This window comes from Mycolicibacterium palauense (assembly GCF_002592005.1).
Taxonomy (GTDB): Bacteria; Actinomycetota; Actinomycetes; order Mycobacteriales; family Mycobacteriaceae; genus Mycobacterium; species Mycobacterium palauense.
Map to the genome: position 1 here is coordinate 33451 of NZ_NVQF01000037.1, position 23147 is coordinate 56597.

Sequence of the window (23147 nt, forward strand, 5' to 3'; positions counted from 1 at the left end):
CGTCTCAGTCCATCACGAAATCGCCGGCCTCCGGCGCGCGGGTCCACGTCCAGAAGTCCACGAGACGCCACGGGCTCAGCGAGTGCACCTTGCCCTCCTCGTCCTTGTAGAAGCTGTGTTTGATGCTGGGTTGACTCCACACCATCGTCGACAGTTCGGCCTGGCTTCGTTCATACCAGTCGTCATAGCGCTCCCGGCGCGGCGTCATCGCCGACTTGCCGCCGGCGATGAGCATGTCCAGGCAGCCCATGATGTAGCGGACCTCGCACTCGGAGTGAAAGATCAGGCTGCCGCCGCTGGCCAGATTGGTGCCGGGGCCGTAGAGCAGGAACAGGTTCGGGAAGTCGGGAACCGTGATGCCCAGGTAGGCGGCGGGCCGGCCGTTCCAGTAGTCCTTGAGTTCGGTCCCGTTGCGCCCGCGGATCTGCAGCGAGGACACCATGTCGTTGACGCGGAAGCCGGTGGCGTAGACGAGGACGTCGGCCCGGTGGCGGGTGCCGTCGGTGGTGACCACCGCGTCGGCCTCGATGTGGTCGATCGCGGTGCGGACCAGCTCGACGTTGTCGCGCCGCAGCGTCTGCAGCCAGCTGCCGTCGTCCTGCAGGGTGCGCTTGCCGGTGGCCGGATAGTCCGGCAGCACCTTGTCGAGCAGCTCCTGGTCGCCGTCGAGCTGGCCGGCGATCCAGTCGGTGAACATCATCCGGGCCAGGTCGTTGGCCTCGCTGACGGCGCGCTGCTGGTCGGGCCAGTCGGGGTCGACCCTGGCCGCGGCCAGCCCGGTGTCACACCCGGGCCAGAACAGCAGGAACCGGTACCACCGGCCGTAGAACGGCAGGTGCTTCAGCGCCCACCGGACGCCGGGCCCCACCGCGGCGTGGTAGTTGGGGTTGGGGAACATCCACTGTGCGGTGCGCTGGAAGACGGTCAGCTGGCCCACCTCCTCGGCGATGGCCGGGGCCACCTGGAATCCGGAGGCGCCGGCGCCGATCATCGCGACGTTCTTGCCGGCCAGCTCGACGTCGTGGTCCCAGCGCGCGGTGTGGAACGCCGGGCCGGCGAAGCTCTCCGCGCCGGGGAAGTCGGGGATCAGCGGCGTGTTGAGCTGGCCCACCGCGCAGATCACCGCCCGCGCGGTCAGGGTCTCCCGGCTGCCGTCGGGGTTGGCGACCAGCACCCGCCAGATCGCCGCGGCCTCGTCCCAGTCGGCGCTGAGCACGGTCGTGCAGAAGCGGACGTGCTCGTCGATCCGGTGCCGGCGCATCACCGTCTCGAAATAGCGTTGCAGCTCGGGCTGGCGGGCGAAGAACTCGCTCCAATGGTCGTCGGGTTCGAAGCTGTAACAGTAGAAGTGGTTGCCCACGTCCACCCGGGCGCCCGGATAGGTGTTCTCCCACCAGGTGCCGCCGACGCCGGCGTTCTTCTCCAGCACGGTGTAGGGGATCCCGGCCTGCTGCAGCCGGATCGCGGCCAGCAGTCCCGACTGGCCGCATCCGATGACGATCACCGGGAACGCGGCGCGCGCCTGCGGCGAGGAGGCCGGGGAGGCCGAGGAGGCCGAGGAGGCCGAGGAGACGTAGTCGGTGCCGCGCGCGTCGCGCCCGTCGAGTTCCATCTCCTCCAGCATCATCGGGACGTACTCGTCGGGGACCTCGGCGCAGACCAGCCACTCCATCATCGTCTTGAGCAGCTGCGGGCTGACCGGCTCGGGCTCGGGGCAGCCCCGGTCGCGGTAGTCGCGGATGATGCCGGCGGCCAGTGACCGGGCCGCGGCCTTGTCCTCCTCGGACATGTAGCCCTGGACCTCGTTGAGGAACAGGCCGGCGGGCCGCAGCGGGCCGTCGAGCAGGCCGGCGTCGCCGCTCATGTGCACGCACGACAGCAGCAGCGCGGGCACCGAGACGTCCTCGAGCGCCGCGTCGATGTCGGCGTCGGAGCTGGTGAACGGTTCACCGGCGTGCGGGTTGCGCATGGCACCTCCCAGGCAGACTCCGCGCAAGGTTAGCGACGGCCGCCGGGGTGTGTAGGCAGATCTCGCAAAGTGTCTACTGACCGGATCCGGGACTGCGGTGCCTCACGGCGACGACGACTGCAGCACGACGGTCGAGCGTGCCGCCACCGGCAGCGTGGAGCCCGCGACGAACAGCCTGCCGTTCTCGTCGTGCGGCTCGGCGGTGTCGATGACCTTGGTCCACGCCGGGGCGAACGGCCGGGGTGGCAGCGTGAAGTCGAGGGGTTCGTGGTGGGCGTTGAAGCACAGCACGAACGAGTAGTCGGTGACCCGGTTGCCCCGGGTGTCGAGATCGGGAATGCCCTGGCCGTTCAGATAGACCGCGACGGTCTTGCCGAACCCGGCGTCCCAGTCCTCGTCGGTCATCTCCGAGCCGTCCGGCCGGAACCAGGAGATGTCGGGCAGCCGCTGGGAACCGCGGTGCCGGACCGGGCGGCCGGTGAAGAATCGGCGCCGGCGGAACACGGGGTGCTCGGCGCGCAGTGCCGCGACCCTCTGGGTGAACTCGAGCAGCTCGCTGTCGGCCCGCTCCCAGTGCATCCAGGTCAGCTCGTTGTCCTGGCAGTAGCCGTTGTTGTTGCCGTTCTGGGTGCGGCCCAGCTCGTCGCCGTGGCTGATCATGGGCACGCCCTGGGACAGCAGCAGGGTGGCGATGAAGTTGCGCTGCTGCAGGGCGCGCAGCTCGTTGATCGCCTGGTCGTCGGTGGGGCCCTCCACGCCGCAGTTCCACGACCGGTTGTGGCTCTCGCCGTCGTTGTTGTCCTCGCCGTTGGCCTCGTTGTGCTTGTCGTTGTAGGACACCAGGTCCCGCAGGGTGAACCCGTCGTGTGCCGTGACGAAGTTGATCGAGGCCACGGGCCGCCGGGCGGTGCTCTCGTAGAGGTCGGCCGACCCGGTCAGCCGGGATGCGAACTCGCCGAGGCTGGCGTACTCGCCCCGCCAGAAGTCACGGACCGTGTCGCGGTACTTGCCGTTCCACTCCGTCCACTGCGGGGGGAAGTTGCCGACCTGGTAGCCGCCGGGGCCGATGTCCCACGGTTCGGCGATCAGCTTCACCTGGCTGACGGTCGGATCCTGTTGTACGAGTTCGAAGAAGCTGGACAGCCGGTCGACGTCGTAGAACTCCCGGGCCAGGGTGGCGGCCAGGTCGAAGCGGAAGCCGTCGACGTGCATCTCGGTCACCCAGTAGCGCAGCGAGTCCATGATCAGCTGCAGTGCGTGCGGGTGGCCGACGTTGAGGCTGTTGCCGGTGCCGGTGTAGTCCATGTAGTACCGCTTGTCGTCCTCGACGAGCCGGTAGTAGGCGGTGTTGTCGATCCCGCGCATCGACACCGTGGGCCCGAGGTGGTTGCCCTCGGCGGTGTGGTTGTAGACAACATCGAGGATCACCTCGATGTTGGCCTCGTGCAGCGCCCGGACCATCGCCTTGAACTCCTGCACCTGGCCGCCCGGTGACGTGCTGCTGGAGTACTTCGAGTCCGGGGCGAAGAACCCGATGGTGTTGTAGCCCCAGTAGTTCGACAGACCCTTGTCGATCAGCGTGGAGTCGTTGGCGAAGTGGTGCACCGGCATCAGTTCGATCGCGGTGACGCCCAACGACTGCAGATGCTCGATGATCACCGGGTGCGCGATCGCGGCGTAGGTGCCGCGGTACTGCTCGGGGATGTCGGGATGTGTCTGGGTGAGGCCCTTGACATGTGCCTCGTAGATGATCGAATCGGCGTACTCGTGCTGGGGTGGGCGGTCCACCCCCCAGTCGAAGTAGGGGTTGATGACCACCGACTTGGGCATGCAGGCCGCCGAGTCGTCGTCGTTTCGGCTGTCCGGGTAGCCGAAGTCGTAGCCGAACAACGGCTGACCCCAGTCGAAGTTGCCGTAGATGGACTTCGAGTACGGGTCCAGGAGCAGCTTGTTGGCGTTGCATCGCAGCCCCGCCGACGGGTCATGGGGGCCGTGCACGCGGTAACCGTAGAGCTGGCCGGGTTGGATACCGGGCAGGAACGCATGCCAGACGAAACCGTCGACCTCGGGCAGGGTGACTCGCGTCTCCCGGACCTCGCCGTTGTCGTCGTCGAACAGGCAGAGTTCGACGCGGTCGGCCGCCTCGCTGAACACCGCGAAGTTGGTGCCGAACCCGTCGTAGGTGGCGCCCAGCGGGTAGGCCTTCCCAGGCCAGACCTCCTGGTCGGGCGATGGTGCGGAAACGGTCATCGACCGGACCGCATCGCCGGGCCCGTCGCTCGGTTCGTCACAATCGTCACTTCTCGGGTCACATCTCGGGTCACTTCTCGGCTCAACTCCTCGTCATCGGACGCTCAAACAACCTAGACGACTTCGCTGTCGGGGCGCACGCAAAGGCGTGGCGGCGCATCGGCAGGTACCCCGACTCGGTGGTCGGCCAAACATGCCCCTGGACGGGGCGCCGGGGTGGGCCCCGTTCAGGGGGTGCTGTGCCAGCCCTGCACTCCGAGCACGATCATCCGCAGCTGCTTGATGGCCAGCCGTTTGATCTCGGCGAGCGCGTCGGGGTTGTGGGCGTCCTCGATCAGCTCGGCAATGGAGATCATCGCGTTGACGAACAGGCTGGCCAGGATGTTCAGATCCTCGGTGCTCCAGCCGTTCAGTTCCGGAAAGCGGGCCAGGTCGGTCGCCAGTTCCGAAGCGATCAAACGGATTTCGGTACGAATGGCATAGCGCAGCACTGACATGCCGCTGGAGCGCTCGCGGCCGATGAAGCGCCAGTGTTCGCGCTGTTCGGCGACGCTGGCAACCAGGATGTCCACCGAGGACTCGATCACCCGGCTGGTGTCCAGCTTGCCAGCGCGCGCACCGCGCAACATGTCGCGCAGGGAGCGGAACGACTCGTCGATGAGCACCAGCCCCAGTGCCTCCATCGACTCGAAATGCCGGTAGAAGGCGCCCGGGACGATGCCGGCCTCCCTGGTCACCTCACGCAGGCTCAATCCGGCATAGCTGCGTTCGTCGACGAGTTTGAGGGCCGCCTCGATGATCGCGCGCCGGGTGGCCTCCTTGCGCTCCTCGCGGGTGGCCGATTCCCGGCCCCTGCCGTGCACCGGCCGGGTGGAATGGCGCGACGACCGCGATCTGGGAGTACGGGCGTTCACTGTGTGAACCGTACCACAGCCTGGGTGAATGCCTTGACTTGGTGGAGTTTCTCTTCACACAGTGTACACATGTTCACTGAAACTCTGAGCCACGCGATGCGGTTCACGGTGCTGGGTACACCGCTGGTGGACCTGCTCACCGGCCCACACGGCCTGGACCGCTACACCGAGCTCGTGGAACCGACATGGTCCCGGGCCGAAGCGCGCGCCAGGGTCGTCGACGTGCGCCGCACGACACCGCGCACCGTGACGCTGACCCTGGTTCCCAACGCGGCCTTCGGTGGCTTCACCGCGGGCCAGCACCTCGCGGTGTCGGTCGAGATCGACGGGCGCCGCCGCACCCGGTGCTACTCGCCGGCGGGAGCACAGCGCGATCCGCGGATCGAGCTGACCGTCGGGCGCCACGACCACGGCCTGGTCTCCCGCTACCTGCACGACCGCGCCCGCCCGGGCATGGTGCTCGAATTGGGCGAGGCGGCAGGGGAGTTCGTGCTTCCGGCGAAACGTCCGGGCCGCATCCTGTTCGTCTCCGGCGGGACCGGCATCACCCCGGTGATGTCCATGCTGCGGTCGCTGCGCGGCGAAGGGCACACCGGCGAGATCGCGTTCGTGCACTATGCCCGCTCCGCCGCCGAGGCCTGCTATCGCGACGAGTTGGCGGCGATGACCGGGGTGCGGGTGTTGCACGGATTCACCCGCGCCGCCGGGGACGGCGACCTAGGGGGTCACTGCTGCGCAGAGCACCTCGGCGCGGCCATGCCCGACCCGGATGCGGTCTACGTGTGTGGGCCGCCGGCGCTGGTGGAGGCCGTCACACGCGTGCACCCGGACGCGTACTCGGAGACCTTCGTGCCCCCGGCGTCCCTTGCCTCGCCCCGGGGCCTGCCCGAATCCTGCGGCGGGGCCATCAGCTTCGCCGACAGCGCGGTCACCGTCGAGGACGACGGGCGTCCGCTGCTGGAGCAGGCGGAGGCGGCCGGTCTGCGGCCGAAAAGTGGATGCCGGATGGGTATCTGCCACACCTGCACGCGGCGCAAGACCACCGGCACCGTCGAGAACCTGATCACCGGCGCGGTGTCGTCCGCCGACGGCGAGGACGTGCAGTTGTGCGTGTCCGCCGCCCGCGGCGACGTCTCGATCGCGCTCTGACCGACACCACACCAATGGAGTAGAGATGACCACCTCACCGATCACCCTGACACCCGAGCAGGCCGACGCGTTCGGCCGCGAACTCGACGCGATCCGCGACCGCGTCCTGGCCGACCTGGGCGAAGTCGACGCCGACTACATCCGCAACGTCGTCAAGGCGCAACGCGCCCTTGAGGTCGGCGGCCGCGGACTGTTGTTCCTCGGTTTCCTGCCGCCGGCATGGCTGGCCGGTACCGCGATGCTCGCGGTGTCGAAAATCCTGGACAACATGGAGATCGGCCACAACGTGATGCACGGCCAGTACGACTGGATGGGCGACCCGGCGTATGCGGGCAACCGCTTCGAATGGGACACCGCCTGCCCGGCCGACCAGTGGCGGCACTCGCATAACTACATGCACCACACCTACACCAACATCGTCGACATGGACCGCGACATCGGCTACGGGATTCTGCGCATGAGCCCCGACCAGCGGTGGAGCCCCTACTTCCTGGGCAACCCCGTCTACGCGTTCCTGCTGATGGTGCTTTTCCAGTACGGCGTCGCGTTGCACGAACTGGAGACCGAACGCATCCGGTCGGGCGAGATCAGCGTGGCCGACAAGCGCGAGGTCCTCGCCGAGATCTGGGGTAAGACGCGCAAGCAGGTACTCAAGGACTATGTGGCCTTCCCCCTGCTGGCCGGGCCGGTCGCCCCGTTCGTGCTGGCCGGGAACCTCTCGGCGAATCTGATCCGCAACGTGTGGGCGTTCATGATCATCTTCTGCGGCCACTTCCCGGACGGCACCCAGGAATTCGCGATCGAGGACACCCGCCGGGAGAGCCGGGGGATGTGGTATTTCCGCCAGGTCCTCGGCTCGGCGAACCTCACCGGGGGCCGGCTGTTTCATCTGTTGTCGGGCAACCTGTCCCACCAGATCGAACACCACCTGTTCCCGGACATCCCGGCCCGGCGCTACGCCGAGATCGCCGGCGAGGTGCGCGAGGTGTGCGGGCGCTACGGGATTCCGTACAACAGTGGCCCGCTGCCCCGCCAGTTCGCGACCGTGGTGCGCAAGATCGTCCGGCTGGCCCTGCCGGGCCGGTCGCAGCCCGCACCGCGCGAGCGCGCCGAGGCTCGGGAGCCCGTCGCGGTGGGCGCCTAGCCCAGTCCGAAACCCAGGCCGCTTTCGGGGTGCGCCGACGGGTGGGGCCCAGCATGGCGTTCTCCGACGTCGACGGTGACGAACTCACCCACGCCAACACCCTCAACGCGTCGGTGCAGGAGCTGGCCGCCGGGCTGGGGATCGCCGTGGCCGCGCTGCTGCTGACCGTGCTGACCTCCTACGCCTGGACGTTCGCCGTGCTGGGCGCGCTGATGGCGCTCACCCTCGTCGAGACCGTGCGCCTGCCCGGCGACGCCGGGTCCCACGTCAGCGGACGCGCCTGAGCGGGTGGCCGCGGCGGTCCTAGAGTGAAGACATGGCCCGCACCTACGCCACGGCACGACACGTCGACCTCACCGGGCTGCTGGACTTCGTCCGGCCCCGACACAAGATGGTGCTCACCACCTTCCGGTCCGGCGGTGGCCTGCAGAGTTCACCGGTCACCGGCGGGGTGGACGAGCAGGGGCGGCTGGTGATCTCCAGCTACCCCCAGCGTGCCAAGAGCACCAATGCGCGCCGCGCCGGAACGGCCAGCGTCGTCGTGCTCTCCGACGAGTTCAACGGCCCCTACGTCCAGATCGACGGCGACGCGGAGGTCATCGACCTGCCCGAGGCGCTGGAACCGCTGGTCGACTACTACCGCGCGATCGCCGGTGAACATCCGGACTGGGACGAGTACCGCCAGGCGATGGCCCAGCAGGGCAAGTGCCTGATCCGGATCACCCCGCGCAGCTGGGGGCCGGTGGCCACGGGCGGATTCCCGCCGGAGCGCTAGCCCCGGCCGCCGGTCGGGTTCGTCAGGCCCGTTCCCGGGCCTGCTGGTGGGCCCCCGGGTATCCGCGGCTGACCAGTGCCGCGCAGGCGGCCACCGCCGTGTCGGCGATGCCGCGGATGTCCTCGCCGTCTTCGAGGGAGTAGGCGGTCAGCTCGCGCAGGCCGCCGAGCAGGATGAGCGCCAGAGGCCGGGTGATCCCGGGCAGGCCGGCCTCGCGGAAGCCGGGGCTTCTCGTCAGATCCATCAGCATGTCGATCAGGCGCTGGGTCTCGCGGCGCTGCGTGGGGCGGGCGGCGTCGCCGAGCGCGGGGAATTCCCGGATCCAGGTCAGCCAGATCGTCGGACGCGCCGCGACGGTCCGGACGTAGGAGTCGATGGCCTGTTCGATCTGGGTGTGCCAGTGGCCGTGCGGATCGACGGCGGCGCGGATCGCCTCGACCATCCTGGCGTTCTCGATGTCGAGCAGGTCGAGCAGGCATTCGTTCTTGCCGGCGAAATGCGCGTAGAAGGTGCGCTTGGAGGTCTTGGCGTGCCGCACGATGTCGGCCACCGTGGTGTCGCGGTAGCCACGCTCGGCGATCGACTCGGCCAGCCCGTCGAGCAGGCGTTCGCGAAACGGATCCGCGCCGGCGGGGCGGGGGACGTCGACGCCGGGGGAACCCATGGGGGTCAGTTTCCTCCTCCACCCTTGCCGGATCGCGGTACCAGCCGGTACCGTACCCGGTAGAGCGTGGTACGGCGAAGTACCACAGAGCCTTGGGAGGTATCTCCGATGAGTGAAGCGACGATCGACCGGCCGCTTGAGACCGCCGAGCGCCCCGTCCGGCTGCCACCCTCCCCACCGGTGCCTAAGTTCCTGCAGGCCGTCGGCTACGCCGCCCTGCGCCGGCAGCTGATCCGGCGGCTGACGGGAATGTACGGTTCGGCCTTCACCCTGAGCACGCCGGTGTTCGGGCCGATGGTGGTGGTCACCGACCCCGCGCTGGCCAAGCAGGTGTTCACCGCACCCACCGAGGTGCTGGGCAACATTCAGCCCAACCTGAGCCGCATCCTCGGGCCGGGTTCGGTGTTCGCCCTGGAGGGCTCCGAACATCGTCGCCGCCGCAAGCTGCTCACCCCGCCGTTCCACGGCAAGGCGATGCGGAACTACGAAGCCATCGTCGAGGAGGAGACGCTGCGCGAGATCTCCTCCTGGCCCGAGGGGCGCGAGTTCGAAACCCTCGAGCCGATGATGCGGATCACCATCGACGTCATCCTGCGCGCCATCTTCGGTGCCATCGGAGCCGAACTGGACTCGCTGCGCCGGATCCTGCCGCCCTGGGTGACGCTGGGGTCCCGGCTGGTGGTGCTGCCGAAACCCGGCCGCGATCTGGGCCGCTGGAGTCCGTGGAACCGGCTGGCCGGGTACCGGCGCGAGTACGACGAGGTGGTCGAGGCGCTGATCGACCAGGCCCGCTCCGACCCGCAGCTCGAGGAGCGCACCGACGTGCTGGCGCTGCTGGTGCGCAGCACCTACGAGGACGGCACCCCGATGACGCCCAGCGAGATCGGCGATGAGCTGCTGACGCTGCTGGCCGCCGGGCACGAGACCACGGCCTCGACGCTGGCATGGTTCTTCGAGCGTGTGTCGCGGCATCCCGCGGTGCTCGAGAAGCTGGTCGCCGAGGCCGCCACCGACGACAACGAGTACCGGCAGGCCACGATCCTGGAGGTGCAGCGCAACCGCACGGTGATCGACTTCGCCGGCCGGCGGGTGCTGTCGCCGACCTTCGAGCTCGGGGAATGGACCATCCCGCAGGGCTATTCGATCTCGGTCGGGATCGGGATGGCCCACCGGGATTCGGAGGAGTTCCCCGATCCGGAACGGTTCGACCCGCAGCGCTTCGTGGGCGAGCGGCCCAACACCTTCGCCTGGATCCCGTTCGGCGGTGGCACGCGCCGCTGTGTCGGTGCGGCGTTCGCCAATATGGAGATGGATGTGGTGGTGCGGACGGTGTTGCGCCACTTCGTCATTCAGGCCACGTCGGCGCCCGGGGAGAAGTGGCACTCGCGGGGTGTGGCGTTCACCCCCAAGCGCGGTGGCCGGATCACCGTGCACCGCAGGACTGCCTGACCGGTCCGCGACCGGGCCGGTCTAGCATCCAACGCGTGACCGATTCGATCGTCGACATGATGAACGCCAATCTGGCCTCGACCATCCCCGCCGCCCACCAGATGGGGGTGAAGGTGGTGGAGGCCAGGCCGGGATTCGCCGCCGTCACCGTGCCGGTCGAAGGTAACGGCAACCACTTCGGGGTGATCTATGCCGGCGTGCAGTTCACCGCCGCGGAGATCCTCGGCGGCATTCTGGCCCTGTCCAGCTTCGACGCGGCCACATACTTTCCGCTGGTGAAGAACGTCGACATCGCTTTCGTGGGCATGGCCACCACGCAGTTGCGCGCCGAGGCCTCACTCGATGAACAGACCATCGCCCGGGTCCGCGCGGAGGCCGAGGACCGGGGCAAGGCCGACTACCCCGTCGACGCCGTGGTGACCGACGCCGACGGTAAAGTGGTGGCCCGCACGCACGGGCTGTACCAGCTGCGGGCCCACCGTGCCTAGCTCTACCTAGCTGGTGGGCTACACGGTCTCGCGCTTGGGCAGTTTCCAGCCCGGGCGGGGGAAGTGGCAGGTGTAGCCGTTGGGGTAATGCTCCAGGTAGTCCTGGTGTTCCGGTTCGGCCTCCCAGAACTCCGATGCCGGCGTGACCTCGGTGACCACCGTGCCCGGCCACAGCCCCGAGGCGTCGACGTCGGCGATGGTGTCCAGCGCGACCCGCTTCTGCTCGTCGTCGAGGTAGAAGATCGCCGAGCGGTAGCTGGTGCCGACGTCGTTGCCCTGGCGGTTCCTGGTGGTCGGATCGTGGATCTGGAAGAAGAACTCCAGCAGCGCCCGGTAGTCGGTCTGCGCCGGGTCGTATTTGATCTCCAGCGCCTCGGCATGGCCGGGATGGTTGCGGTAGGTCGGGTGGTCGTTCTGGCCGCCGGTGTAGCCCACCCGGGTGCTCACCACCCCCGGCTGCTTGCGGATGAGGTCCTGCATGCCCCAGAAACAGCCGCCGGCCAGGATCGCCATCTGATGGTCGGTCATTGCATCTCCTCGGATCTGATGTTCGTGCCGCCTACAGCCATCTTCCACGCCTAGCTGTCCGGGCCGCCGAACAGCGCGCGGTATGCGCCGTATCCCTGGGCCTCCAGGTCGTCGAGATGGACGAACCGCAGCGAGGCGGAGTTGATGCAGTAGCGCAACCCGCCCCGGTCGCGGGGTCCGTCGGTGAAGACATGGCCCAAATGGCTGTCGCCGTGGGCCGAGCGCACCTCGGTCCGCAGCATCAGGTGACTGAGGTCGCGTTTCTCGACCACGTTGCCCGCGTCGACGGGCCGGGTGAAGCTCGGCCAGCCCGAGCCGCTGTCGAACTTGTCGACCGACGCGAACAGCGGCTCACCGGAGACCACGTCGACGTAGATGCCCGGCTCGTGGTTGTCCCAGTACTGGCCGGTGAACGGGCGCTCGGTGCCGTCGCGCTGGGTGACCCGGTACTGCTCGGGCGAGAGTGCGTCGATGGCGGTGGGATTCCTGTGATAGGTCACCCGGCCGGCGGGTGTGGAGTCGGTCATGGGTCTCCTTCCGTGCGAACTGCTATCCGGATAACCTCAACCGCTCTTCAGATAGTTCCGACCGGCTCCCCCACCAAGCCCTCGACAAATCCTTGTAGAACGTGTTCTAGTTTCTGGTGTGACGACCAGGGTTTTCACGCGCGACGAACTCGCCTCGGCCTTCGCGACCTTCGAGCAGACCGTCGCCCGCGCCGCCGAGACCAAGGACTGGGACCGCTGGGTGGAGCACTACACCCCGGATGTCACCTACATCGAGCACGCCGCGGGCACCATGCACGGCCGTGACGAGGTGCGCACCTGGATCCGCCGCACCATGTCGACGTTCCCCGGCAGCCACATGACCGCGTTCCCGTCGCTGTGGTCGGTGATCGACGAGCCGACCGGCCGGGTGATCTGCGAACTGGACAACCCGATGCGCGACCCCGGCGACGGCACGATCATCAGCGCGACCAACATCTCGATCGTCACCTACGCCGGCGACGGACTGTGGCGCCAGCAGGAGGACGTCTACAACCCGCTGCGCTTCGTGCAGGCCTCGATCGCCTGGTGCCGCAAGGCGCGCGAGCTGGGCACCCTCGACGACGAGGCCGCCGCCTGGTTCGACAAGTACGCCCACCACGATGGGGGCGGTCGGTGAGCGCCGCACCCAAACTGGTCATCGGCGCCAACGGCTACCTGGGCTCACACGTCACCCGCCAGCTCGTCGAGGCCGGCCACGACGTGCGGGTGATGGTGCGGGAGGGCGCCAACACCGTCGGCATTGACGACCTCATCGACAACCCCCGGGTCACCCGCTACGTCGGGGACATCTTCGACCTCGACACCGTCCGCGAGGCGATGACCGGATGCGACGTCGTCTACTACTGCGTGGTGGACACCCGTGCGTGGCTGCGGGATCCCGCGCCGCTGTTCCGGACCAACGTCGAGGGCCTGCGCGGCGTGCTCGACGTCGCCGCCGACTGCGCGGCGGCCGGCACGCTGACCAAGTTCGTGTTCACCAGCAGCTACTCGACGGTGGGCCGGGCCCGCGGCAGGGTCGCCACCGAGGACGACCTCATCGACCGGCGCGGGCTGACCGCCTACGTGCGCTCCCGGGTCGAGGCCGAGGACCTGGTGATGCGGTACGTGCGCGAGCGCGGGCTGCCGGCCGTGGCGATGTGCGTCGCGAGCACCTACGGTGCCGGCGACTACGGCATGACCCCGCACGGTGCACTCATCGCCGGCACGGTGTTCGGCAAGCTGCCGTTCGTGCTCGACGGGATCGCGCTGGAGGCGGTCGGCGTCGACGATGCCGCCGCGGCGCTGATCCTGGCCGCCGAGCGCGGCCGGGTCGGTGAGCGCTACCTGATCTCGGAGAAGATGATCAGCAACCGCGAGGTGATCACCATCGCGGCCGCCGAGGTGGGGGTGCCGCCGCCGCGGCGTTCGGTGCCCGTGCCGATCCTCTACGCGATGGGCGCCCTGGGGACGCTCAAGGCCCGGCTGCGCGGGACCGACGAGCGCCTGACGCTGGAGTCGGTCCGGCTGATGCGGGCCGAGGCCGACGTCGACTGCGGCAAGGCCCGCCGGGAACTGGGCTGGCAGCCCCGCCCGGTCGAGGAGTCCATCCGCGAGGCCGCCCGGTTCTGGGACCGGATGCGCGCGGCGCGGCGCACACGCGCAGCGGCGCGCGGCGATTAGCCGTCCAGCCCGATGACACCCCGTTCGTTCGGAAGGGTGGTGGCCGGTTGCGTTCGGCGACGTGGGCGTCGTTGAGGGCGCGTTCGGTGGTGATGCGGTGGTGTCGGGCCTGGGCGCGGGTGCGTTTTCGCCGCGGCATCATCAGGGTGCGTCCCGGCCCGGGCCGCGGAGGCAACCCGCGTCCACCCGGTGATCGCGGCCACCAGGGCGGCGTCGTCGGCGTCGGTCAACGCCTCGGGCCCCGGCAACGATCCATCGAACATGTGTTCGAGTCTAGCGTGGGGGACTGACGCGAAACCGGTGGCCGTCCGGTCCCACCGACCGCCATCGGCGCCGGTGGTGCAAAGATCATCAGCGTGTCCCCGACGGTCAACGGTCGCGTGTCGCACTGGTTCTCCGAACTCCCCGAGCCGCGCGCACCGCTGCCGGGTGATATCGACGCCGACGTCTGCATCGTCGGCGCCGGGTACACCGGCCTGTGGACCGCCTACTACCTGAAACGGGCCGCCCCCGAGCTGGAGATCGCCGTGCTGGAGGCCCGGTTCGCCGGGTTCGGCGCGTCCGGCCGCAACGGTGGCTGGCTGTCGGGGCTGGCCCCGGGGCATCGCCGGCTGTTGGCCCGCGAGCACGGGCGCGGCGCGGTGATCGACTGGCAACACGCGCTCAACGCCGCCGTCGACGAGGTGATCGACGTCGCCGCCCGCGAGGGCATCGACGCCGACATCGTCAAGGGCGGCGCCCTGGACATCGCCCGCAACCCCGCCCAGGCGGCCCGGCTGCGCGCCGAGTACGAGGACGACAAGGAGTGGGGCAACACCGACGCGGTACTGCTGTCCGCCGAGGAGGCACGCGCGCGCATCACCATCGGCGACATGGTGCTGGCCACCTACACCCCGCACTGCGCCCGGATCCAGCCGGCGAAGCTGGCCCGCGGGCTGGCCGACGTGGTGGAGCGTGCCGGGGTCGCGCTCTACGAGCAGACACCGGTCACCGAGATCCGGCCCGGGCACGCCGTCACCGACCGCGGTGTGGTCCGTGCGCCGACGATCCTGCGCGCCACCGAGGGTTTCACCACCAGGCTGCCCGGCCTGAAACGGCGCTGGCTGCCGATGAACAGCGCGATGATCGCCACCGAGCCGCTCCCGGCGCAGGTGTGGGAGTCGATCGGCTGGGAGGGTAGGGAGACCCTCGGAGACACCGCCCACGGCTTCTTCTACGCCCAGCGCACCGCCGATGACCGCATCGCCATCGGCGGGCGTGCCGTGCCCTACCGCTACGCCTCGGGAATCGACCGCGACGGTGCGCTCGGCCAGGACACCATCGACTACCTGGCCGGTGTGCTGCACACCCTGCTGCCGCAGACCCGCGCCGCGGGGATCGCCCACGGCTGGTGCGGGGTGCTGGCCGTGCCGAGGGACTGGTCGGCGGGGGTGGACCTGGACCGCTCGACCGGTCTGGGCTGGGCCGGCGGCTACGTCGGTCACGGGGTGACCGCGACCAACCTCGCCGGCCGCACCCTGACCGACCTGGTGCTGCGCCGCGACACCGCGCTGACCCGGATGCCGTGGGTGGGGCACCGGTCGCGGACCTGGGAACCCGAGCCGCTGCGCTGGCTGGGTGTGCGCGGGATGTACCAGGCCTACAAGCTGGCCGACCGCCATGAGGGCTCCGGGCGCCCGAGCACCTCACCGATCGCGGTCGCGGCCGACTGGATCGCCCGCCGGCCCTGAGCGCCGGCCGGCGCGCCCACAGACCCCATCGACTCAGAACTCAGGCCGCCCGGAACGCCGAAGTGACCGGCACGGTGTCTGAATGAATGGGCCCGCCGGGCCGCTAGCCCGTCTCGGCGCGCTGTTTGAGGCGCTGCAGGGTGACCCGGATGTGCTCGACATTGGCCGAGGAGCGGTCGTGGACGCCGGTGGCGTACCCCGCGACGCGGCGGAACCAGCCCGGTCGCCGGTCCCAGGTGCTCTCCGTGACGCGCGCACCGGCGCTGGTGTCGCTGGTGTCGCCGATGTCGCTGATGTCGTAGCGCCAGTGCGCGATGGGCAACGACAGGTAGTCCACGTCGAAGGCGAACACCCGTCCGGGCTGCGCCTCGGCGACCGTGCACGTCGTGGTCCAGCGGTGGCTGCCGTTGCGGTTGGTGCCCTTGAACACGGAGCCGGGACGCGCGCCGTCGCCCCTGGTCCAGCGCATCGTGGCGGTCTCCTCGGCCAGCTCGGCCAGCGTCGCCAGGTCGGTGATCAATGCGTAGATGCGATCCGGGGCGGCGTCGACGTCGATGTCGACCGAGCCGTCCGGTGCGCGGTTCGGGGTCATCAGCCGATGATAGGGAATGCGGCGCGACGTTCGTTGTTGCTTCTGTCATGGCCCAACGCCCCGTGCTCCAGCCCTCGCCCGAACACCCGATCACCGTCGAGGAGACCCGCGGTCGCGTGCAGGTCAGGGTCAACGGGGAAACCGTCGCCGAGAGTTCCCGTGCGCTGACCCTGCGGGAGTCCGAATACCCACCGGTGCAATATCTTCCGCTCGATGACGTGGTCCACGGGCGGCTGGCGCCCAGCGGGCACCAGACGTACTGCCCGTTCAAGGGCGAGGCGGGCTACTACCACGTGACGACGGCCGACGGCGCGGTGGTCGAGGACGCGGTGTGGACCTACCGCGATCCCTATCCGGCCGTGGCGCCGATCGCCGGCTACGTCGCGTTCTACCCCGGCAAGGCCGACATCACCATTGCGGCGGGTTGACCGCCTCCGGCTGCACCACCTGGCCGAACGCCTTGTCGAACAGGCGGGTGTCGCCGTACTCGCGCAGCGAGACGATGAAGCCGTCCCGGGTCTCGAAGACGAACGCGATCGGGGTGTCGTAGTGCACCCCGGCGCTGGTCTGCCCCTCCGGCTGCGCCTCGATCAGCACGTTCTCGCCCTCGTTGAGGCAGCTGATCAGATCGAAGTCGAGCTCGATCATCGTGCTCAGCCGATCGGCGAAAGCGCGCAGCCCGGCCTTGTCCCAGGTTCGGCGGGTGGCGTTGTTCCAGTACGTGAAGTCCTCGCTGAGCAGGGCAAAGCCCTCATCGAGGTCGCCGTCGGCGCTGAGGCTCTGCATGAACATCCATGCCAGCTCCGCCTGGGGGTCGTCGAACGGCGTTGTCATCCTCGTCATCCTGGCTGGTGGGACTGTGGCAGTCAACGCGGACTAGCGTGTCCGGGATAGAGACGGTACGAACCTCCGACCGCGTCGTGACCTTTGCGGGGCCGGCCAGCCCCGGGGCGACGCTGGCACCGCTGCGCCGCGGTCCCGGCGACCCGACCTTCCAGATCGACGCGGACCGGGCGATCTGGCGGACCAGCCTGCTGGAATCCGGCGCGGTGACGGCCCAGATCACCCGGGTGGGACCGGCCGCCGTGCGCGGCCGCGCCTGGGGCGACGGCGCCGACGAATTCGCCGACCTGCTGCCAGGTCTGCTCGGCTTCGATGACGACTGCTCGGACTTCGATCCGGTGCACCCCGTCGTGGCGCAGGCCTGGCGCAGGGTCCCGCATCTGCGGCTGGGCAGGACGCGCCGGGTGGTGGAGGCCCTCGTCCCGGCGGTCATCGAGCAGCGGGTGCCCGGCGCCGACGCTTTCCGGTCGTGGCGGGTGCTGGTGACCCGGTTCGGTACCGCGGCCCCGGGCCCGGCGCCGGCCCGGATGCGCGTCCCGCCGGCCCCCGAGGTGTGGCGGCGCATCCCGTCCTGGGAGTTCCACCGGGCCAACGTGGACCCCAACCGGGCCCGGGCCATCGTGAGCTGCGCGCAGCGGGCCGCCTCCCTGGAGCGGCTCTCGAACCGTCCGGCGGCCGAGGCGCGCGCGGCGCTGACGTCGCTGCCGGGGGTCGGGGTCTGGACGGCCGCCGAGGTCGCACAGCGCGCCTGGGGCGATGCCGATGCGCTGTCGGTGGGCGACTACCACATTCCCAAGATGATCGGCTGGACGCTGGCCGGTCACCCCGTCGACGACGCGGGCATGCTCGAACTGCTCGAGCCGATGCGACCACACCGGCACCGGGCGGTCCGGCTGCTGGAGGTCAGCGGGTTGGCCAGGGAGCCGCGTTTCGGCGCCCGGCTCCCGGTGCAGAACATCAGCGCCTTGTAGCCGCTCTGCGGCGCCGCAACGGCACGCGAGACGATTACCGCCCCGCACTTGTGGGTATGGGATGTGCCGACGACAACTGATCTGAAGCATCGTAGGGAAGGAGCAGTTGATGACGAACTTCACGATTCCCGGCATGACCGACAAGCAGGCCGCGGAGGTTGCCGAGCTGCTGCAGCGCCAGCTGAGCACCTACAACGATCTGCATCTGACGCTCAAGCACATCCACTGGAACGTGGTGGGTCCCAATTTCATCGGCGTTCACGAGATGATTGACCCGCAGGTCGAGCTGGTGCGTGGCTATGCCGACGAGGTCGCCGAACGCATTGCGACCCTGGGTTTCTCGCCGCAGGGCACCCCCAGTGCCATCATGCGCGACCGCGACTGGGACGACTACTCGGTTGGTCGTGACACCGTGCAGGCTCATCTGGCGGCGCTCGACCTGGTCTACAACGGTGTGGTGGCCGACATCCGGAAGGGCATCAAGGAGACCGAGGAGGTCGACCCGGTCACCCAGGACATCCTTATCGATCAGGCTGCCGAGCTGGAGAAATTCCAGTGGTTCGTGCGTGCCCACCTGGAGAACGCCGGCGGCAAGCTGGTGCACGAGGGTGAGCCGACCGAGAAGGCGGCTGCCGGCAGCGCGCGCGGCAAGTAGCTCCGGCCGCCCACTCGCTCGGACCCGCGCCCGCAACGGGCGGCGGGTCCGAGGCGGCTGTCAGGTATCCAGCGCCGCGTCACGCACGGGCCGGTCGGCGAGTTCCTCGGCGCGGCCGAACAGATACGGGTAGGCGATCCCGGCGATCGCCGCGCCGATCAACGGCGCCACCCAGAACAGCCACAGCTGCGCGGGTGCGCCGTCACCGTTGAAGAATGCGACACCGGTGCTGCGTGCCGGGTTGACCGAGGTGTTCGAAATCGGGATCGAGATCAGGTGGATCAGCGTCAGTGTGAGACCGATCGCCAGCCCCGCAAAACCTTTCGGGGCGCGGTCGTCGGTCGAGCCGAGGATCACCAGCAGGAAGACCGCGGTCAGGACGACCTCGGCCAGCAGGACGGCCGCCAGTGGGTAGCCGCCGGGAGAGTGCTCGCCGAACCCGTTGGCGGCCATGTTTCCTGCCGCCTGGAACCCGGGTTTGCCGCTGGCGATCGCGTAGATCACCAGGCCGCCAAGCAGCCCGCCGATCACCTGCACGAGCCAGTACAGCGGCACCACCTTCCACTCCACGCGCCGGGCCAGAGCGGCCCCCAGCGTGACCGCCGGATTGAAGTGGCCTCCGGAGATCGTGCCGAACGCGTAGACGCCGGTGAGCACAGTCAGGCCGAAAGCCAAGGCGACGCCGAGGAATCCGATTCCGACCGAGACGTCGCCGGAGAGGAATTTCGCGGCGAAAACGGCGCTGCCGCAACCGCCGAGCACCAGCCAGAAAGTGCCTACCGTCTCGGCAGACAGTCGATGAAACATGGTGGGAGACTTCATTGGCCACCGCCTTTGCGGGAAAGGTCATGATGCGCAACCACGGTCGCACAGGGTGCGACCTTCGCAAGGGTCCGTAGCCGAATCGTTCCCGGAAGGAAACCGAAACGCCTGCTAGACGTCGGGGTTGATCGCCGTCCTGGGTGGTTCACCCGACGGCAGCCCGGCGCGTTCGGCCGCGGCGGCCTCGCGGTTGAGCCGCTGCGACTGGTAGATCGACACCGTGGTGGTGTTGATCAGCATGTAGGCGATGCCGACCCCGATCATGGCGGCCGGGATCACCGAGAACGAGCCGGTCATCTCGGCGACCATGATCATCACGGCCAGGGGCGCGTGCGCGACGCTGCCGAAACAGGCCATCATCGCGACGATGATGAACACCGCGGGCCCGGTGGGCAGCGCGGGCGCCGCGAACAGCTCGGCCACCCGCCAGACCGCGGCCCCGACGAACGCGCCGATCACGATGCCGGGCCCGAAGATGCCGCCCGAGCCCCCCGTGCCGATCGACAGCGAGGTGGCGAGGATCTTGGCGAACGGCAGCAGCACCACGATCCACAGCGGGATCGCCATCAGGGTGTCGGGCTGGGAGGCCAGCTGCACCCACCCGTACCCACTGCTGAGCACCTGCGGAATGAGCAGGGCCAGCAGCCCGACGAGCAGGCCGCCGATGGTGGGCTTGAGTACGGCGCCGGCCGGGATGTGCAGCCGGTTCGACAGCGAGACGGTGCCGTAGAACATGCGCGCGTAGAGGTAGCCGACCCCGGCCGAGATCACGCCGACCACCAGGAACCAGGGCAGCTCGTCGGCCTCGAACTTGTAGTCGGGGGCCATGAAGCCGAACACCGGCTGGAAACCCATGATCGAGCCGAACACCGCGTAGGCGGTCCCCGAGGTGATGAAACCGGGAATCAGCGAGCGGTAGTCGAAATCGGCCCGGTAGACGATCGAGGCCGCCAGCACCGCGCCGCCCAGCGGGGCACTGAAGATGGCGCCGATGCCCGAGCCGATCCCCAGTGACACCGCCACGCGGCCGTCGGCGTCGTCGAGGTCGAGCAGGCGGGTCACCATCGAGCCGAAGCCGGCCGAGATCTGGGCGGTCGGCCCCTCCCGTCCGGCCGACCCGCCGGAGCCGATGGTCAGGGCGCTGGCGATGAGTTTCACCAGCACCACCCGGGCGCGGATGTGCCGGGGGTCGGTGTGGACGGCCTCGATGGCGTTGTCGGTGCCGTGTCCCTTGGCCTCCGGCGCGATCGCGTGCACCAGCAGCGCCGAGATCAGCGCGCCGCCGGTGGTGACCAGCGGGATCGCCCACGGGCGGGAGAAGCCCGGTGAGCCGGGGTTACCGCCGTCCGAGGCCGCGGTGGGCACGTCGTAGCCGCCGAGAAAGCCCAGCAGGAACTCGGTGGCCCCGCGCAGCGCGAGGTAGAAGGCGACGGCGCCGAGGCCGGCGATGATCCCGATCGCCACCCCGAGGATCAGCCATTTGCGCAGGTAGCCGGAGTCACGGACGAATCTGCCGAGCCATCCACCCGCCTTGGCTTGGGTCGGTTGGGCATCGGGCACGGTGTGCGATGTTACTGAAGGACGTTTCCTAGGGCGCGGCCGCGGTGATCCGGTGCTCGACCTCACCGATGTCGTCGAGCACCAGCCGCAGCGTGTCGCCGGGGCTCAGCCACTGTCCGGTCTCCATGCCCGAGCCGCCGGCCAGGGTGCCCAACCCGAACAGTTCGCCCGCCAGCAGCTGCTCGTCGCGGGAGGCGTGCGCGAGCACCTCGCCGACCGACCAGCGCAGCCCGGCGCTGTCGACGGTGCCGACGGTGCGCCCGTTGATCCGCACCGACCCGGTCAGGCTGTCCATTCGGGGCAGGATCTCGTCGGCGGTGACCGCGGTGGCCGACATCGAGCTGAGAAAGTGCTTCGACTTCTGGGGGCCCAGGCCGGAGGCCATCTCGTCGCGCTGGACGTCGCGCGCGCTGAAATCGTTGAGCAGGACGAACGCGGCCACGGCGGCCTCCGCCTCGGCGGGCGAGGCGTTGAGCAGCGGGGCACCCAGGACGAAGGCGACCTCGAGCTCGAAATCCAGGCCGCGGGTGTAGCCCGGGAACGCGACGGGAGTGCCGGACGGGACGATCGTCATCGCGTTGGACATGTAGTAGATGGGCTGCCGGTAGAACAGCTTGGCCGGCCGGAAGGCCGGGAAGCTGCGGCCCGTGAGCCTCTCGAACGCCGCGGTCGCGCGGAAACTGGCGGGATAGAAGCGGCGCAGCATGCCGCGGGCCGCGGCGATGTTGTGCTGCTCGCTGAGCAGGAAATCGCGGAACGACAGCGGTGAGAAGGGCAGCAGCGCCCCGGAGTGCCCGCTCCGGTGCTCGTGGCGGTCCGCGGTCGCCAGCTCCCACTCCGCGGTGAACGGGGAAGGCCCCCACGGTGGGACGCCCGGCAGCGGGCGCCAGGCGTCCCCGTCGAGGTACTGGGTCTCTAGCGCGGCGGTGCCGCGCACGCGGCGAAGTCTCATCCGCTCAGGCGTCGAGATCCTTCTCCACCAGCGCGACGATCTCGGCCAGGGTGGCCTCGTTCTCGGCGGCGACGGTGACCTCGGCACCCTTGCCGGCCCCCAGGGTCATGATCATCAGCGCCGACCCGGCGTCGACGGGCTCACCACCGTCCATCGACAGCGTCACCGGAACCCCGGCGTTGACGACGGCCTCGGCGATGATGGCGGCGGGGCGGGCGTGCAGTCCCACTTCGGACCCGACCACCACGGTCTTGGTGTGCATTTCTCACTTGCTCCCTTCGGTGTGACGGCGTGCGCCGGTTCTTCTCATGCGGTGGCCAGGGCGGGTTCTTCCGCCGCGGCCGGTTTGGCGCCGATGAACTGCTTGGCGGCCAGGACTGTCATCGCTCCGGCGATGGTGCCGGCGAGGATCGCGAGCACGAAGCCCAGCTTGTGGTCGATGGCGAAGAGCACGAAGATGCCGCCGTGCGGGGCCCGTGAGGTCGCACCGAACGCCATGCTCAGCGCGCCGGTGACCGCGCCGCCCACCATCATCGACGGGATCACCCGCAGCGGGTCGGCCGCGGCGAACGGGATGGCGCCCTCGGTGATGAAGGAGGCGCCCAACAACCATGCGGGGCGGCCGTTCTCGCGTTCCGGTTCGCTGAAGAGCCGGGGCCGAACCACCGTGGCCAGGGCCATCGCCAGCGGCGGCACCATGCCCGCGGCCATCACCGCGGCCATGATCTGGAACGACGCCATGGTGCCCGCGGCCAGCCCGGCGGTGGCGAAGGCGTAGGCGGCCTTGTTGACCGGCCCGCCGAGGTCGAAGCACATCATCAGTCCCAGGATGACGCCCAGGGCCACCGCGGAGGCTCCCGACATGCCGTTGAGCCAGTCGGTCAGGCTGGTGTTCACCCAGGCCAGCGGCCGGCCGACGAAGAAGAACATGATCAGACCGACGACCAGGGTGGCGAACAACGGCACGATCACCACCGGCATCAGGCCGCGGAACCATTGCGGCACTTTGATGTTGCTGATCCACAGGGCGGCGAAACCGGCGATGAGACCGCCGACGATACCGCCGATGAATCCGCCGCCGACGAACATGGCCACCGCGCCGGCGGTGAAGCCCGGCGCGATGCCGGGCCGGTCGGCGATGGCGAAGGCGATGTAGCCGGCCAGCGCGGGGACCAGGAAACCGAACGCCAGACCACCCAGGGAGAACAGCACCGCACCCAGGTACTGGGTGAACCCGCCCGGGGGCAGGTCGGTCAGGGAGTTGTTCAACGCGATGATGTTGCCCAGCGAGCTCGTCTCCCCGTCGGGGGTGTTCCCGATCTCGTAGCCGGCGAACAGGAATCCCAGGGCGATGAGCAGACCACCCGCGGCGACGAACGGGATCATGTAGCTCACGCCGGTGAGCAGGATCTGACGGGTCCGGGTGCCCCAGCCGACGCCGCCGGAGGACCCGCCGGCCCCCGACGCCTCGGCACCGCCCCCGGC

At 69.3% G+C, this 23147-nt stretch carries 24 protein-coding genes and 1 pseudogene; 12 read left to right on the forward strand and 13 right to left on the reverse strand.

Going from position 1 to position 23147, the window contains the following annotated elements; translation table 11 throughout:
- Positions 1 to 4: 4 nt before the first annotated feature.
- From CSR00_RS15895 to CSR00_RS15905, 3 genes are all read right to left on the reverse strand, one after another.
- Entirely contained in the window at positions 5 to 1969 is a 1965-nt protein-coding gene (locus tag CSR00_RS15895) for a flavin-containing monooxygenase (protein WP_099023380.1), read from the reverse strand.
- A gap of 102 nt (positions 1970 to 2071) precedes the next feature.
- Positions 2072 to 4219, reverse strand: coding sequence for a glycogen debranching protein GlgX (gene glgX, locus CSR00_RS15900; protein ID WP_099023381.1), 2148 nt, complete (start codon positions 4217 to 4219; stop codon positions 2072 to 2074).
- A 227-nt stretch (positions 4220 to 4446) separates the two neighbouring features.
- Positions 4447 to 5133, reverse strand: a complete 687-nt coding sequence (locus tag CSR00_RS15905; RefSeq protein ID WP_099023382.1) for a TetR family transcriptional regulator — start codon at positions 5131 to 5133, stop codon at positions 4447 to 4449.
- A 69-nt stretch (positions 5134 to 5202) separates the two neighbouring features.
- Between CSR00_RS15905 and CSR00_RS15910 the strand changes: the two genes are divergently transcribed.
- The 4 genes and pseudogenes from CSR00_RS15910 to CSR00_RS15925 all read left to right on the forward strand — a co-directional run bounded on the left by CSR00_RS15910 (position 5203) and on the right by CSR00_RS15925 (position 8201).
- Positions 5203 to 6282, forward strand: coding sequence for a ferredoxin reductase (locus CSR00_RS15910; RefSeq protein ID WP_099023383.1), 1080 nt, complete (start codon positions 5203 to 5205; stop codon positions 6280 to 6282).
- Between the two features lie 25 nt (positions 6283 to 6307).
- Positions 6308 to 7426: a fatty acid desaturase family protein gene (locus tag CSR00_RS15915; protein WP_099023384.1), complete on the forward strand. Its 1119-nt coding sequence runs from the start codon at positions 6308 to 6310 to the stop codon at positions 7424 to 7426.
- Between the two features lie 50 nt (positions 7427 to 7476).
- A pseudogene (locus CSR00_RS15920) lies at positions 7477 to 7710 on the forward strand (MFS transporter); the annotation flags it as partial.
- A gap of 32 nt (positions 7711 to 7742) precedes the next feature.
- A complete protein-coding gene (locus CSR00_RS15925; RefSeq protein WP_099023385.1) occupies positions 7743 to 8201 on the forward strand; it encodes a PPOX class F420-dependent oxidoreductase in 459 nt (152 codons plus the stop codon).
- 22 nt (positions 8202 to 8223) lie between these two features.
- Here the strand turns inward: CSR00_RS15925 and CSR00_RS15930 are convergent, their stop codons facing one another.
- Positions 8224 to 8865, reverse strand: a complete 642-nt coding sequence (locus CSR00_RS15930) for a TetR/AcrR family transcriptional regulator (protein WP_099023386.1) — start codon at positions 8863 to 8865, stop codon at positions 8224 to 8226.
- A 108-nt stretch (positions 8866 to 8973) separates the two neighbouring features.
- On the opposite strand from CSR00_RS15930, the gene CSR00_RS15935 reads away from it, so the two are divergent.
- A complete protein-coding gene (locus CSR00_RS15935; protein WP_099023387.1) occupies positions 8974 to 10314 on the forward strand; it encodes a cytochrome P450 in 1341 nt (446 codons plus the stop codon).
- Between the two features lie 35 nt (positions 10315 to 10349).
- Positions 10350 to 10802, forward strand: coding sequence for a YiiD C-terminal domain-containing protein (locus CSR00_RS15940; protein WP_328514718.1), 453 nt, complete (start codon positions 10350 to 10352; stop codon positions 10800 to 10802).
- Positions 10803 to 10820: 18 nt separating this feature from the next.
- Here CSR00_RS15940 and msrA read toward each other — a convergent pair whose 3' ends face one another.
- The gene (msrA, locus tag CSR00_RS15945) at positions 10821 to 11330 is read right to left on the reverse strand and encodes a peptide-methionine (S)-S-oxide reductase MsrA (RefSeq protein ID WP_099023388.1); all 510 of its coding nucleotides are present in this window, start codon (positions 11328 to 11330) and stop codon (positions 10821 to 10823) included.
- A 50-nt stretch (positions 11331 to 11380) separates the two neighbouring features.
- On the reverse strand, positions 11381 to 11857 hold the full coding sequence (gene msrB, locus CSR00_RS15950; RefSeq protein ID WP_099023389.1) for a peptide-methionine (R)-S-oxide reductase MsrB: 477 nt from the start codon (positions 11855 to 11857) through the stop codon (positions 11381 to 11383).
- A gap of 118 nt (positions 11858 to 11975) precedes the next feature.
- Here msrB and CSR00_RS15955 point away from each other — a divergent pair, with 118 nt between their 5' ends.
- The 3 genes from CSR00_RS15955 to CSR00_RS15970 all read left to right on the forward strand — a co-directional run bounded on the left by CSR00_RS15955 (position 11976) and on the right by CSR00_RS15970 (position 15267).
- On the forward strand, positions 11976 to 12494 hold the full coding sequence (locus CSR00_RS15955; RefSeq protein WP_099023390.1) for a nuclear transport factor 2 family protein: 519 nt from the start codon (positions 11976 to 11978) through the stop codon (positions 12492 to 12494).
- A complete protein-coding gene (locus tag CSR00_RS15960; protein WP_099023391.1) occupies positions 12491 to 13537 on the forward strand; it encodes an NAD-dependent epimerase/dehydratase family protein in 1047 nt (348 codons plus the stop codon). Before CSR00_RS15955 ends, CSR00_RS15960 begins: the two co-directional genes overlap by 4 nt.
- A gap of 356 nt (positions 13538 to 13893) precedes the next feature.
- Positions 13894 to 15267: an NAD(P)/FAD-dependent oxidoreductase gene (locus CSR00_RS15970; RefSeq protein ID WP_099023392.1), complete on the forward strand. Its 1374-nt coding sequence runs from the start codon at positions 13894 to 13896 to the stop codon at positions 15265 to 15267.
- A gap of 103 nt (positions 15268 to 15370) precedes the next feature.
- Here CSR00_RS15970 and CSR00_RS15975 read toward each other — a convergent pair whose 3' ends face one another.
- Positions 15371 to 15859 carry an SRPBCC family protein gene (locus CSR00_RS15975; RefSeq protein ID WP_099023393.1) on the reverse strand — a complete coding sequence of 163 codons (489 nt, stop codon included), beginning with the start codon at positions 15857 to 15859 and terminating at the stop codon, positions 15371 to 15373.
- A 47-nt stretch (positions 15860 to 15906) separates the two neighbouring features.
- Here CSR00_RS15975 and CSR00_RS15980 point away from each other — a divergent pair, with 47 nt between their 5' ends.
- Positions 15907 to 16287, forward strand: coding sequence for a DUF427 domain-containing protein (locus CSR00_RS15980; protein ID WP_099023394.1), 381 nt, complete (start codon positions 15907 to 15909; stop codon positions 16285 to 16287).
- On the opposite strand, the gene CSR00_RS15985 is transcribed toward CSR00_RS15980, so the two are convergent.
- Positions 16268 to 16693: a nuclear transport factor 2 family protein gene (locus CSR00_RS15985; protein ID WP_099023395.1), complete on the reverse strand. Its 426-nt coding sequence runs from the start codon at positions 16691 to 16693 to the stop codon at positions 16268 to 16270. The genes CSR00_RS15980 and CSR00_RS15985 overlap by 20 nt on opposite strands.
- Positions 16694 to 16749: 56 nt before the next feature.
- Here CSR00_RS15985 and CSR00_RS15990 point away from each other — a divergent pair, with 56 nt between their 5' ends.
- Together CSR00_RS15990 and CSR00_RS15995 are read left to right on the forward strand one after the other, a co-directional pair.
- On the forward strand, positions 16750 to 17673 hold the full coding sequence (locus CSR00_RS15990; RefSeq protein WP_099023407.1) for a DNA-3-methyladenine glycosylase family protein: 924 nt from the start codon (positions 16750 to 16752) through the stop codon (positions 17671 to 17673).
- Between the two features lie 109 nt (positions 17674 to 17782).
- Complete coding sequence (locus CSR00_RS15995; RefSeq protein ID WP_099023396.1) at positions 17783 to 18328, forward strand: Dps family protein; 546 nt, start codon at positions 17783 to 17785, stop codon at positions 18326 to 18328.
- Positions 18329 to 18388: 60 nt separating this feature from the next.
- Here CSR00_RS15995 and aqpZ read toward each other — a convergent pair whose 3' ends face one another.
- The 5 genes from aqpZ to CSR00_RS16020 form a co-directional block, all read right to left on the reverse strand.
- Complete coding sequence (gene aqpZ / locus CSR00_RS16000; protein ID WP_099023397.1) at positions 18389 to 19150, reverse strand: aquaporin Z; 762 nt, start codon at positions 19148 to 19150, stop codon at positions 18389 to 18391.
- Between the two features lie 111 nt (positions 19151 to 19261).
- On the reverse strand, positions 19262 to 20710 hold the full coding sequence (locus tag CSR00_RS16005) for a chloride channel protein (RefSeq protein ID WP_099023398.1): 1449 nt from the start codon (positions 20708 to 20710) through the stop codon (positions 19262 to 19264).
- 28 nt (positions 20711 to 20738) lie between these two features.
- Entirely contained in the window at positions 20739 to 21662 is a 924-nt protein-coding gene (locus tag CSR00_RS16010) for a fumarylacetoacetate hydrolase family protein (protein WP_099023399.1), read from the reverse strand.
- 4 nt (positions 21663 to 21666) lie between these two features.
- Positions 21667 to 21924 (reverse strand): HPr family phosphocarrier protein, encoded by a 258-nt coding sequence (locus CSR00_RS16015; RefSeq protein WP_099023400.1) that lies wholly within the window; start codon positions 21922 to 21924, stop codon positions 21667 to 21669.
- Positions 21925 to 21968: 44 nt separating this feature from the next.
- On the reverse strand, positions 21969 to 23147 hold a 1179-nt coding region (locus tag CSR00_RS16020; RefSeq protein WP_141564374.1), incomplete at its 5' end, for a PTS fructose transporter subunit IIC.